This is a genomic window from Kitasatospora sp. NPDC092039, assembly GCF_044756065.1.
Classification (GTDB): Bacteria; Actinomycetota; Actinomycetes; order Streptomycetales; family Streptomycetaceae; genus Kitasatospora.
In genome coordinates this window covers 367,037-379,881 of the sequence record NZ_JBIVSD010000005.1, presented here as the reverse complement: position 1 = coordinate 379,881, position 12,845 = coordinate 367,037, and the positions used below count along the sequence as shown (strand labels likewise).

Here is a 12,845-nt window from a genome sequence, read left to right as displayed (position 1 = left end):
TCGTCAGTCGTCGGGCTGCCCGGCGGGGCGCCCGGTGAGGCTCTTCGGCCTCAGGTCGGTCCAGTGCTCGTTCACGTACGCGAGGGCGGCGGCCCGTCCGGACGGCCCGTGCACGGGCGTCCAGCCCGCCGGCACCGCCACGGCGGCCGGCCAGAGCGAGTGCCGGCCCTGCGCGTCGACCAGGACCGTGAACTCGCCGTCGTCGGCGTCGAAGGGGCTGGTCATCCCCGTTCCCCCTCCGCCCGGTCCAGCAGGGCTTCCAGGGCGGCCACCGAGGGCACGTCGAAGAAGTCGGTGACGGTGAGGCGGACGTCCAGCGCCGCGCGGATCCGGCTGACCAGCCGCATCGCGTCCAGGGACTGGCCGCCGACCTCGAAGAAGCTGTCGTCGACGCCGATCTCGGGCACCCCGAGCACCTCGGCGAACAGCGCGCACAGCTGCCGCTGCCGCTCGGTCGCCGGCGCCCGGCGGGCGGCCTCGGCCACCGGCTCGGGCAGCGCCCGCCGGTCCAGCTTGCCGTTGGGCGTCAGCGGGAGGGCCGGCACGCTCACGAAGGCCGTCGGCACCATGTAGGCCGGCAGCTGTTCCACCGCGTGCGCCCGCAGCGAGCCGGCCTCGACCGCGTCGGACTCGGGGACGTAGTAGGCGACCAGGCGCTTGTCCCCGGACTCCGACTCCCGTGCCACCACGGCGACGTGGGCCAATCCGGGGTGGCGCGCCAGCGCCGCCTCCACCTCGGCGGGCTCCACCCGGAAGCCCATCACCTTGAGCTGGTCGTTGGCCCGGCCGAGGTACTCCAGCCGGCCGTCCCGGTCGACCCGGACGAGGTCCCCGGTGCGGTACATCCGCTCGCCCGGCGCGTCGAAGGGGTTGGCGACGAAGCGCTCGGCCGTCAGGTCGGGCCGGTTGAAGTAGCCGCGGGCCAGGCCGCGTCCGGCGATGTGGAGCTCTCCCACCCCGCCGACCGGCACCGGCCGCAGCTCGGCGTCCAGGACGTGCAGCCGCACGTCGTCCATCGGCCGGCCGACGCCCACCGGGCCGTCCGCCCGGAAGGGGGCGGTCATCGGCGAGCTGGTGCTGAACAGCGTCGCCTCGGTCGCGCCGTACATCGCGCGCACCACCAGGCCGGGGTTGTGCTCCAGCACCCGCTGGACGGCCGAGGGGGCGATGACGTCGCCGCCGGTGAGCACCTCGCGCACCCCGGCCAGGCAGCCCGGGTCCTCCTCGGCCAGCACCCGGAACAGGCCCGCCGTCAGGTGGATGCCGGTGATCCGCTCCTCGGCGATCAGCCCGCGCAGGGCGTGCACGTCGAGGTCGCCGGGCGGCGCCACCACGATCCGCCCGCCGTGCAGCAGCGGCACCCAGAGCTCGTACGTGGAGACGTTGAAGGCGTACGGCGCCACCATCAGCACCCGCTCGTGCCGGCCGTCCGCCCAGATCGAGTCCAGGGCCAGGCCGAGCGCGTCCCGGTGGGCGATCGCGACGCCCTTGGGCTCCCCGGTGGAGCCCGAGGTGTGGATCACGTAGGCGAGCCCGTCCGGGCCGACGGGGACGGCCGGGTCCGTCGCCGGGTGGTCGGCGAGGCCCTTCTCGCCGTCGACGACGACCACCTCGGGGACCTCCGGCAGGCCCTGCCGGCGCATCGCCTCGTCGGTCAGCAGCACCGGCGCCGCGCAGTGCTCCACGATCCACTGCTTGCGCGGCAGCGGGTAGGCGCTGTGCAGCGGGAGGTAGCAGCCGCCGGCCTTGAGCACGGCCAGGATCGCCACCACCAGGTCCGCCGACCGTTCCATCAGCACCGCGACCGGCGACTCGGCCACCACGCCGAGTCCGCCCAGCCGGTGCGCCAACCGGTTCGCCCGTTCGTCCAACTCCCGGTACGTGAGCCGGACTCCGCCGGACGACACGGCGATCGCGTCCGGTGTCCTGAGCGCCTGTTCCGTGAAATGCCCCTGAAGGGAAGGGGAAGCCACCATGCCCTCCGATCCTGATCGATTGGTTGTCGGTGCCCGGATCAGCTGTCGAGCAGCCCGTGGACGGAGTCGCTCAGGTCGGCGAAGGAGGACAGATCGGGCACGGTCCACCCGTTCAGGTCGTACTCCGCCAGGCACTCGTCGACCAGGCCCTTGTAGGAGTCCAGCTGGCCGTTGGCGAGCTGGGCGAAGAGCAGCTCGATCCGGGTGTTCTCGTGGCTGCCGGCGTAGTTGCGCTCGTACAGCTCGTGGCGGCCGCCGAACTCGCTGCCGACGGCGTCCCAGAGCAGTTTCATCACCTTGACCCGCTCGACCGCGTCCACGCCGCCGGAGCCGCGCAGGAACCGGTCCAGGTACGGCCGGATCCCCGGGTTGTCGAAGTCCTTGGCGCTGGAGTTCACGTAGATCAGCCCGCTGGCCACGTCCTGGAGCACGATCTCCCTGATCCGCGGGTAGCCGGTCTGCATGAACCACCGGTAGGCCAGCCCGTACTGGGAGTTGGGCAGCACCGCGCCGTTGCGCCAGGCGACCGGGTTGCGGGCGGCCGCGTCGGACAGCCCCCAGAACAGGTTGCGCCAGGCCAGCACCTCGCCGAGCCGGCTCTGCACCCCGCGGAAGTCGCCGGTGCCGGTGATGTCCAGCGCCTTGGCCAGCAGCCCGGCGATGAACTCCAGCTTCACCGCGAGCCGGGTGCAGCCGTGGAAGGTGAACCGCTCGATGAAGCCCGACTGGCCGGTGAACATCCGGATCTTCTCCGGCTGCCCGTAGACGAAGACGTTCTCCCACGGGATGAGCACCTTGTCGAGCACCAGGATGGTGTCGTTCTCGTCCAGCCGGGACGACAGCGGGTGGTCGAACGGGCTGCCCATCGCCGCCGCCGTCGCGGTGTACGACGGGCGGCAGATCAGCTTCATCCCGGGCGCGTCCATCGGCACGGTGGCCACCAGGGCGAAGGTGCGGTCCTTGATCGGCAGGCCGTAGTGCGCGATGAAGTTGTAGTGCGTCAGCGCGGATCCGGTGGCGACCACCTTCGCGCCGGACACGACCAGCCCGGCGTCGGTCTCCCGCTCGGCGTGGATGAAGACGTCCTTCACCTGGTCCGGCGGCAGGCTCCGGTCGACCGGCGGGTGCACGATCGCGTGGTTCCAGTACAGCACCTTCTCCTGCGACTCCGCGTACCAGCGCCGGGCGTTGTCCGCGAACGGCTCGTAGAAGTCCGCGTTCGCGCCCAGGGTGCCGAGGAAGGACGCCTTGTAGTCGGGGCTGCGGCCCATCCAGCCGTAGCTCATCCGCGCCCAGGCGGCGATCGCCTGCTGGTCGCCGACCAGGTCCTCCGCGCTGCGCGGGGTGGTGAAGAAGCGGTGGGTGTACCCCTCGCCGCCGCTGTCGACCGGCGCGGTCAGTACGGGCCGGTGCCGGGGATCGTGCAGGGCGTCGTAGAGCCGTGCGGTCATCCGGACCGGATTGTGGAACGCCGGGTGGGTCGTGACGTCCTTGACCCGGTCGCCGTAGAGATAGATCTCCCGGTCGTCGCGAAGGCTCTCGATGTACTCCGCCCCGGTCAGCGGGCGGGTCCCGCGCGCATCGCCGGCGGTGGTCTCCCGGGCTTCGGCCATCAGACGCCTCTCCTTGCTGCCAGTTCACCGGACGGATCGAGCGTGCCAGCCCGGATGCGGAGGCCGCTTCTCCCGGCGTGCGCGCTTGCGGTCACCCGGGTGGTCAGGCCCGCCGGACTCAGCACTTGCGGAGATGCCCCGGTCCGGCCGCCCCCGGAGCATGAGCATCTGAATCGCCCGGCCTGTGCAGGAAGGACTCCGGAATGAGCCAGCGAACCGACATCGACATCGTGGTGCCGCTCTATCCGTTCATGCCGTACTTTCTCGACCGGACAAGGGAGTTGGCGGAGAAGTTCACGGCCAACCACCCCGAGTACCGGATCAGGGTCACCGGCGCGGACTGGCTGTCGGTGCCCCAGGCGGTGCACGACGCCGTCGGCAAGGGGGAGGCGCCGACCATCGCGCAGTACTTCTACACCTCGACCCGGGACGCCCTCGACGCCCGACGGCCCGACGGGTCACCGCTGTTCACCTCCGTCGAGCGGGCGATCGCGGGCCGCACCGAGATCCTCGGCGAGCCGGTCGTGCTCGGCGACGTCGCGCCCGCCGCCCGGCACTACTACACCTACGACGGCGCGGTGGCGGCCATGCCGCCGCTCACCTCGACCACGCTGCTCTACGCCAACACCACCCTGCTGGAGCGGGCCGGGATCACCGAGGTCCCGCAGACCTGGGCCGGGATCGAGGCGGCCTGCCGGGCCGTCGCCGCGCTCCCGGACGGGCCGGCCCACGCGATCACCTGGCCCAACCACGGCTGGTGGTTCCAGCAGTCGGTGGCCCAGCAGGGCGCCCTGCTCGCCGACCAGGACAACGGCCGCTCCGGCCGCGCCGAGCGGCTGTACCTCGACTCGGACGCGATGCTGGCCTACGTCGAGTGGTGGCGGGGGCTGCACCGGGCGGGCCTGTACCGCTACCACCCGAGCCGGGTGAACACCGAGGTCGACTGGGACGGCAACTTCCGCGCGTTCGCCGACCAGGAGGTCGCCTTCACCCTCACCACCTCGGTCGAGGCGGCCCGGATGGCCCAGGCCGGCCGGGACGGCGGCTTCGAGGTGCGGGCCTGCCGGATGCCGTACAACGACCGGGTGCCGTACGCGGGCAACGTGATCGGCGGGGACGCGCTCTGGCTGGCCGCCGGCCTGGACCAGCGGACCCAGGACGGCGCCCTGGCCTTCATGCAGTACCTGAACACCCCGCGGACCGCCGCCGAGCGGCACCGGGAGACCGGGTTCATCCCGGTCACCGGCGGGGCGATCGACCTGCTGGAGCAGGAGGGCTGGTTCCGGCGCAACCCGCACTTCCGCACGGCGCTGGACCAGCTCGCCGCCAACTCCGGCTCGCCGGCCGCCCGGGGCGCGCTGCTCGGGGAGTTCGCCGGGATCCAGGACGTCCTGACCACCGCCATGCACGACGTCCTGGTCACCGACGTGGACCCGCGGGTCCGCTTCGCCCGGGCCAACGCGGAGGCCCAGCGGCTGCTGGACCACTACAACGACGCCTGCCGGGGCCTGCGCCCGCGCGGCCCGATCAGGGTCGGCTGAGAAACGAACGGGTCCGACGCCCCCCGCCGGGTCGGGGGGCGTCGGACCCGTTTCCCGCTCTCAGGAACGCCCGGGGCGGAGGTCCAGGGGCGCGTCCGGCGCGCCGACCAGCTCCCGCAGCACCTCGCGGAAGCGGTCCACCTGCTCCGCCACCGAACTCTCGTCGTACAGGTTGCTGTTGTACTGGATGCCGGCCACCACGTCGCCGGCCGGGTCGAGGTTGAGCGTCCACAGCGCGCCGTTGGGCACGTCCGAGCCCACCGGCTGCGAGGTGAGCCGGCGGCGCACCTCGGTGTACTCCAGGTCCCCGATCAGCTCCGCGTCCAGCAGGAACGGGAACGGGAACACCTGGAAGACGCACGCCGCCCGCCCGTCCTCCAGCGTCGGCAGCATCAACTCCGGTGCCTGGGCGAGGATCTGCCCGAACGGGATGTCGTGGGCGTACGCCTCCAGGCTGGTGGTGCGGATCCGGGAGACCACCTCGGCGAAGTCGCGGGACCCGGCCAGCTCGGTGCACAGCGGGAGGAAGTTGAAGAACGGCCCGACGGTGTGGTGGAAGCGGTCCTCGCCGCGGCCCGGCGAGAAGGTCGGCACCACCACACGGGTGGTCCCGGTGGACCGCGCGACCATCACCGCGAACGCGCCCAGCAGCACCATGAACGGCGTGCTGCGCAGCGCGCGGCCGATCTCCACCGCCCGGGCGGTCAACTCGGCGTCGACGGTGAAGCGGTGGACGGCGGTGGCCTCCGGCAGGCCGGAGGACTTCGGCCGGTCGGTGGGCACCGAGAGGATCCGGGCGCCGGCCAGCCGCTCCCGCCAGAACGCGCGCGACTCCTCCAGCGCCGGGTCCGCCGCGTACTCCCGCTGCCAGGCGGAGAACTCGCGGTACGGCAGGGCGTCGGGCAGTTCGGGCTGCCGGTGCCCGCGGCGCTCGGCGTAGCGGACGGCGAGGTCGCGGATGATCAGCCGGACCGACCAGCCGTCCGCCGCGGTGTGGTGCACGACCAGCGCCAGGACCGCGTCGTCCTCGTCGAAGCGGAGCAGGGTGGCCTTCAGCAGCGGGAGTTCGCGCGCGCTGATGGTCCCCGACTCGACCTCGGTGATCAGGTCCTCGACCGCCTGCTCGCGCGCCGCCGGATCCGCTCCGGGCAGCTCCCGCAGCTCCAGCCGGACCGGGGTGGGCGGGTGGACCTCCTGGTACCGCTCGCCCTCGCCCCGGACGATCGCGGTCCGCAGCGCCTCGTGCCGCACCACCACGTCGTCCAGGGCCAGTTGCAGCGTCGCGGCGTCGACCTTCCCGCGCAGCCGCCAGCCGTGCACGATGTGGAACCGCGGGCCGAACGGCCCCTCGTCGTCGCCGCGGTCGAAACCGCAGAGGAATTCCTGGTTGAACGAGAGCGGCGTCCTGCCCACCGGTGCGTCCGACTGCGGCTTTCCATCGAGGCTCATGGGAATTCCTCTCACTGGGTCCGGGGCGAATTCGCCCCGGAACCGTAGCAACCGCCCCGCCGCCGCGGTTCTTCGATCGTGCTGGCAATCAGGGAGATGCGGCCCGGCCGGTCCGCGCGCGACGCTGGCCGGGAAAGTCCCCAGGGAAAGCCCGCTCGAACCGCAGAGGAGCCGCGCGCACATGACGGTCGCCACGAATGCCGCAGGGTCCGGCTCGCCGCAGCCGCCCGAGCCCGGTCTGACACCCGAGGAGATCATCGCCAGGGCCGAGGCCATCGCGCCGCTCCTGGTGCCCCGGCAGGCCGAGACCGAACAGCGCACCTACTACGCCCAGGACACCCACGAGGCGTTCGCCCGGGCCGGTTTCTACCGGATCCTCGTCCCGAAACGGTACGGCGGCTACGAGTTCGGCATCGACACGTTCCTGCGGGTGGCGACGACGCTCGCCCGCGGCTGCCCGTCGACCGGCTGGATGTACTGCCTCGGCGCCACCCACGCCCTGCCCGCGGCCTCGCTGTTCGGCGAGCGCGCGCAGGCCGAGCTGTTCGCCGGCGGCGACTTCATCTGCCCGGCCACCATCGTCCCGAACGGCACGGCGGAGCGGGACGGGGACGGCGGCTGGCGGATCGACGGCACCTGGAACTACTGCTCCGGCTCGCCGTACGCGACCCACTTCATGGGACACGTGCCGATGCCCGGCGAGGACGGCGAACCGCCGGCGCCGATGCTCTTCGTCGCCCCGCGCGAGCAGTTCCGCCGGCTCGACGACTGGGGCGGCCAGCTGGGCCTCAAGGGCAGCGGCTCGCACAGCATCGTGATCGAGGACGGCCGGATCCCGGACCACCTGACCCTGCCGCGGACGCACATGAGCGAGGTCCTCGTCGACGGGGGCACGCCCGGCTACCGGCTGCACGGCAACCCGGAGTACGGCGGCGGCTCGCTCAGCTTCATGGTGCTGGAGGTCGCCTCGCTCGCCGTCGGCATGGCCCAGGGCGCGCTGGACGCCTACGGGGAGCTGATGGTCTCCCGCACGACGCTGTTCCCGCCCGTGGTCACCCGTGCCGAGGACCCGGACTACCAGTTCTGGTACGGCGAGGCGGCCGGCATGATCGCCACCGCCGAGGCGGCCGTGCGGCAGGCGGTCACCCAGTGGCAGGAGCTGTGCGCCCGGGGGCCGGGCGCCTTCACCCGGGAGCACGACCTGCGCCTGGCCACCATCTGCCGCGAGGTGATCCGGCTGTGCTGGCACGCCGTGGAGGGGCAGCTGTTCCCGACGGCGGGTTCCAGCTCGGTGCGGCAGGGCGAGCGGATCGAGCGGGTCTGGCGCGACCTGTCCACCCTGCACAGCCACTCCGGGATCGGCGTCTTCCTGTCCGCGGTGACCACCCGGGAGCTCGCCCGCGCCCGGTTCGGTGTCAAGTAGCGCGTCGAGCAGCCGTCGAGCAGTCCGTCACGTCACGCGTCCGGTAGTCCGTCAGGCGGCCCGTCGAGCAGTCCGCCGAACCCGTCCGCCGAGCAGCCCGTCGATCCGAGGAGTTCCGTCATGACCGAGACCGAGCACGCCGTCGCGCTGCCCGGCGAGCCCGGCTACGCCGCCGCGACCGCCGTGTTCAACCTGGCCGCCCCGGTCCGGCCCGCGGCGGCGGTGACGGTCCGCACCGTCGAGCAGGTCCGGGCGGCGCTGCGCCACGCCCGGCACGAGGGGCGGTGGGTCCGGGTGCACACCACCGGGCACGCCGCCTCCTCGGCCCGCCCGATGGACGACAGCCTGCTGATCCGCACCGAGCCCGACGGCCCGGTGGTGGTCGACCCGGTGGCCCGCACCGCCCGCGTCCCGGCCGGCGCGCGCTGGGGCGAGGTGGTCGAGGCCGCCGCCGTGCACGGGCTGGCCGCGCCGCACGGCACCTCGCCCACGGTCGGGGTGGTGGGCTTCCTGCTGCGCGGCGGGATCAGCTTCTACGGCCGCCGGGCCGGGCTCGCCGTGAACAGCGTCCGGGCGGTCGAACTCGTCACCCCGGACGGCGAGTTCCGCCGGGTCTCGGCGAGCGAGGACCCGGAGCTGTTCTGGGCGCTGCGCGGGGGCGGCGGCGGACTCGGCGTCGTCACCGCGATCGAGGTCGGGCTCTTCCCGGCGGCCCGGGTGGTCACCGGCGCGGCCTTCTGGCCGGCCTCGCACGGCCCCGAGCTGCTGACCCGCTGGCTGGACTGGACCGGGGACGCGCCCGAGGCCGTCACCACCGTGTTCCGGGTGATGAACCTGCCGGCCGTGCCCGGCATCCCGCCGGAGCTGACCGGCGGCCCGGTGGTGTGCCTGGCCGGAGTGGTGCTCAGCCCGACCGAGGACGGGCTGGCGACGGCCGAGCGCCGGGCCGCGGACCTGCTCGGCCGGTTCCGTGCGGTCGCCGGGCCGGTGCTGGACACCTGGTGCACCACCACCCCGTCGGCCGTGGTCGGCACCCACATGGACCCGACCGACCCGGTGCCGGTGCTCGGGGACCACCAGCTGCTCTCCGCACTGGGCGCGGACGGCGCCGAGACGTTCCTCAAGGTGCTCGGGGAGGGCTCGGGCTCGCCGCTGGTCAACGCCGAACTGCGGCAGCTGGGCGGCGCGCTCGCGGTGCCCGATCCGAACGGCGGGGCGCTGAGCCACCTCGACGCCGCCTTCGCCTTCACGGCGGGCGGCCTGGCGGTCGACCAGGCCTCGGCGGCGGCGGTGCGGGCGCACTGCGCCGAGGCCCGCTCCGCCCTGGCGCCCTGGGACACCGGCCGGACCGCGCCGACCCTGGTCGAGCGCCTGGAGCAGCCGCAGCGGCACCTGTCCGCGGCCGCCGTCGAGCGGGTGGACCGGGTGCGCCGCCGGGTGGACCCGTCGGGGTGGATGCGCCACGACGTGCCGCCGGGGGCCTCCGCCCGCTACTGACCTCCACCGCGGGCACCGACCGCCGGTGCCCCGTACGAACCCGCCGAAGCGCCCTCCGCGTACCTCCGGAGGGCGCTTCGGCGTGTCCGGCCGGCCGAACGGTGGGATTCCTCCGCCGGACAATTCTCGGTAAAAGCCGGGACGGGCCGGTGAGCAATGTGAGAGATGCCTCTGTGAGCGCGCGGAGTTCATGCTCGTGCAGTAGACCTGCGCGTGAAGTGGGATTCACCGTCGCATTTCGGGAACGCGGATTCCGGACCCCGGGCCTTTTCCAGCCCGCAGGAGTCGGCCGCGTCGGTGCACTCGATGCGAGAGCAGGGTCGTACGCGATCTGCTGAGAGGGGAATTCGGTGTCAAACCGTGAACGATTCCGCAGACTGGTACCGGGCCTGGTGGTGATCATGGTGGCCGCCTCGCTGTTCTTCGCGGCGAGGAGCTCGGTCGCGGTGGCCGGCGCGGAGGACGTCGCGAAGAAGTACGGCTTCAAGGAGATGCCCATCGCGATGCCGCCCGGCTACGACCAGCGGCCGATGAGGACCGTCCGGAACGTCAACCCGGCCTACCAGAAGATCCGTTCGTGGATCTCCTCGGTCGGGGCCAGCATCGCGATCAACGACCTCACCGGGCACGGCGTGGCCGACGGCATGTGCATCGTCGACACCAGGACCGACAGCGTCATCGTGACGTACACGCCGACCGCCCGGGAGGCCGACCGGTTCACGCCCTTCGTGCTGGACGGCAAGCCGCTGCCGATGGACGAGGCCATGGCGCCCACCGCCTGCACCCCCGGGGACTTCAACGCGGACGGCCGGATGGACCTCCTGGTGACGTACTGGGGCCGGACGCCGATCCTGTTCATGGCGAAGTCGGACGCCACGACCGTGTCCCCGAGCGCCTACGTGCCCAGGGAACTGATCCCCTCGGAGTCGCTGGACGGGAGGTACCACGGCCCGCGCTGGAACACCGACGCGGACTACGTCGGCGACCTCGACGGCAGCGGACACCCGTCGATCGTGATCGGCAACTACTTCCCCGACTCCGACGTGCTCGACCCGAACGGTCTGAACAACGTCGAGATGAACGACTCGCTGTCCAGCGCCAAGAACGCCGGCGGCGACCACGTCCTGCGCTGGCAGCAGAGCACCTCGGGCCCCGAGCCCACGGTGTCCTACGTGGAGGAGAAGGGCGCCATCCCCTACGACGCGTCGACCGGGTGGACGCTCGCCATCTCCGGCGCCGACCTGACCGGCGACGGGCTGCCCGAGCTCTACATCGCCAACGACTTCGGCCACGGGCACCTGCTGTACAACCGGTCGACGCCCGGGCACATCGAGCTCACCGAGGCCAAGGGCGAGCGCACCCCGACCACGCCCAAGTCCTTCGTGCTCGGCAACGGCTCCTTCAAGGGCATGGGCGTCGACTTCGGCGACCTCGGCCGCGACGGCAAGTTCGACATGATGGTCAGCAACATCGCCGTCGCCTGGGGCCTGGAGGAGAGCAACTTCGTCTGGATCAACAAGTCCAAGGACGAGGCCGACATGCGGGCCAAACTCGCCGCAGGCATCGCGCCGTTCAAGCAGGAGGCCCAGGAGCACGGGATGGCCTGGAGCGGCTGGGGCTGGGACGCCAAGATGGGCGACTTCCTCAACAGCGGCGAGCTCAACGTCCTCCAGGCGACCGGCTTCGTGAAGGGCAAGATCAACCGCTGGCCGTGGCTGCAGGAGATGGCCATGACCAACGACGACCTGCTCTCCAACCCGGCGATGTGGCCCAACGTCCAGCCGGGCGACGACATCGCCGGCGACGAGGCCATCGCCTTCTACGCCAAGACCCCCGGCGGCCCGTACGTCAACATCAGCTCCCAGCTGGGCATCGACGTGCCGACCCCGACCCGCGGCCTGGCCACCGGCGACACCACCGGCACCGGCAAGCTGGACTTCGCCGTCGCCCGCCAGTGGGGGCCGCCCGCCTTCTACGCCAACACCTCGCCGAACCTCGGCAACCAGCTGAACCTGCGGCTCTACCGGCCGACCGCCGAGGGCGGAGCGGGCCAGGGCCTGGTGAACACCGGGGCCCCGGCGTACGGCGCCACCGTGTGCGTCATGACCCCGGACGGCAACCAGATCTCCCAGCTCGACGGCGGCGGCGGCCACGGCGGCTACCGCAGCTTCGACGTGCGCTTCGGCCTCGGCTCCCACCAGGGCCCGGTCACCGTCAAGCTGACGTGGCGGGACGCCGCCGGCGGGCTGCACGAGAAGACCCAGGAGATCACCCCCGGCACCCACTCCCTGATGCTGACCAGTGACGTCCAGGAGGTCCCGAACCGATGAGCGCGACAGCGCAAGCCCAACCCGGCGGCGCCCCGGCGGCCGCGCCGGCCGCCCCCGCGAAGCCCAAGGACCCCCGCTACCTCGCCCTGCGGAACTTCGCGATCTCCATCAGCGTGTTCAACATCTTCGGCTACACCCTGCTCGGCTTCGAACAGCCCTGGCTGTGGCCGTTCATCGCGGTGTTCACCGCCTACGCCTGCGAGCTCGGCTTCGAGCTGATCAGCGCCTGGGCCCAGCGCCGCGCGCCGCGCTTCCGCGGCAACGGGGGCCGGGGGCTCTACGAGTTCCTGCTGCCGGCGCACATCACGGCGCTCGCGGTCAACATGCTGACGTACGGCAACAACCAACTGCTGCCGCTGTTCTTCGGGGTGGTCATCGGCGTCGGCGGCAAGCACGCCCTGCAGGCGCCGATCGCCGGCCGGATGCGGCACTACATGAACCCGTCCAACTTCGGGATCACCATGTCGCTGCTGTGCTTCGGCTCCTGGTTCAGCATCTCGCCGCCGTACCAGTTCACCGAGAACGCGAACACCTTCTTCCGCGTCATGATCCCGCTGATCATCGCCACCGCGGGCACGGTGATCAACGCGCTGCTCACCAAGCGGACCCCGCTGATCGTCGGCTGGCTCGGCGCGTTCGCCATCCAGGCGTTCATCCGGCACTGGATCTGGGACGTCGCGCTGTTCTCCGCGCTCGGCGCGATGACCGGCGTCGCCTTCGTGCTGTTCACCAACTACATGATCAGCGACCCGGGGACGACGCCGATGAAGGCCAAGGCGCAGTTCATGTTCGGCTCCTCGGTCGCCATGGTCTACGGGGTCCTGATGGTGTTCAACGTCGTCTACACCCTGTTCTACGCCACCACGATCGTCTGCGCCCTGCGCGGGATCGGCTGGTGGGTCGCCCACCTGCTCCAGCGGTCCCGGCAGGCGGCCGCCGCCGGCGCGGGCGCCGCGGACGGGACGGCCGCGCAGCCGCAGCAGATCGGCGCGGTCGCGGCCTGAACCACCGCGGGT

At 72.3% G+C, this 12,845-nt stretch carries 9 protein-coding genes; 5 read left to right on the top strand and 4 right to left on the bottom strand.

The window, feature by feature from the left end; genetic code table 11:
* Positions 1-3: 3 nt before the first annotated feature.
* From ACIQI7_RS13800 to ACIQI7_RS13790, 3 genes are read right to left on the bottom strand one after another with little or no spacing between them, the layout of a single operon-like run.
* Positions 4-225 (bottom strand): MbtH family protein, encoded by a 222-nt coding sequence (locus ACIQI7_RS13800; protein ID WP_401108730.1) that lies wholly within the window; start codon positions 223-225, stop codon positions 4-6.
* Positions 222-1,976, bottom strand: coding sequence for an amino acid adenylation domain-containing protein (locus ACIQI7_RS13795; protein WP_401108727.1), 1,755 nt, complete (start codon positions 1,974-1,976; stop codon positions 222-224). Before ACIQI7_RS13795 ends, ACIQI7_RS13800 begins: the two co-directional genes overlap by 4 nt.
* A 38-nt stretch (positions 1,977-2,014) precedes the next feature.
* Positions 2,015-3,589, bottom strand: a complete 1,575-nt coding sequence (locus ACIQI7_RS13790; RefSeq protein WP_387747442.1) for a 4-hydroxyphenylacetate 3-hydroxylase family protein — start codon at positions 3,587-3,589, stop codon at positions 2,015-2,017.
* A gap of 203 nt (positions 3,590-3,792) precedes the next feature.
* Between ACIQI7_RS13790 and ACIQI7_RS13785 the strand changes: the two genes are divergently transcribed.
* Positions 3,793-5,130: an extracellular solute-binding protein gene (locus ACIQI7_RS13785; protein ID WP_387747444.1), complete on the top strand. Its 1,338-nt coding sequence runs from the start codon at positions 3,793-3,795 to the stop codon at positions 5,128-5,130.
* A 60-nt stretch (positions 5,131-5,190) separates the two neighbouring features.
* On the opposite strand, the gene ACIQI7_RS13780 is transcribed toward ACIQI7_RS13785, so the two are convergent.
* Positions 5,191-6,579, bottom strand: coding sequence for a condensation domain-containing protein (locus tag ACIQI7_RS13780; protein ID WP_401108723.1), 1,389 nt, complete (start codon positions 6,577-6,579; stop codon positions 5,191-5,193).
* A 181-nt stretch (positions 6,580-6,760) separates the two neighbouring features.
* On the opposite strand from ACIQI7_RS13780, the gene ACIQI7_RS13775 reads away from it, so the two are divergent.
* The 4 genes from ACIQI7_RS13775 (at position 6,761) to ACIQI7_RS13760 (ending at position 12,833) form a co-directional block, all read left to right on the top strand.
* A complete protein-coding gene (locus ACIQI7_RS13775) occupies positions 6,761-8,002 on the top strand; it encodes an acyl-CoA dehydrogenase family protein (RefSeq protein ID WP_401108720.1) in 1,242 nt (413 codons plus the stop codon).
* A gap of 120 nt (positions 8,003-8,122) precedes the next feature.
* On the top strand, positions 8,123-9,499 hold the full coding sequence (locus ACIQI7_RS13770; RefSeq protein ID WP_401108717.1) for an FAD-binding oxidoreductase: 1,377 nt from the start codon (positions 8,123-8,125) through the stop codon (positions 9,497-9,499).
* Positions 9,500-9,900: 401 nt separating this feature from the next.
* Positions 9,901-11,829, top strand: a complete 1,929-nt coding sequence (locus ACIQI7_RS13765; RefSeq protein WP_401108874.1) for a CRTAC1 family protein — start codon at positions 9,901-9,903, stop codon at positions 11,827-11,829.
* Positions 11,826-12,833: an enediyne biosynthesis protein gene (locus ACIQI7_RS13760; RefSeq protein ID WP_401108714.1), complete on the top strand. Its 1,008-nt coding sequence runs from the start codon at positions 11,826-11,828 to the stop codon at positions 12,831-12,833. The genes ACIQI7_RS13765 and ACIQI7_RS13760 overlap by 4 nt, the downstream gene beginning before the upstream one ends.
* The last annotated feature ends 12 nt before the right edge of the window (positions 12,834-12,845 follow it).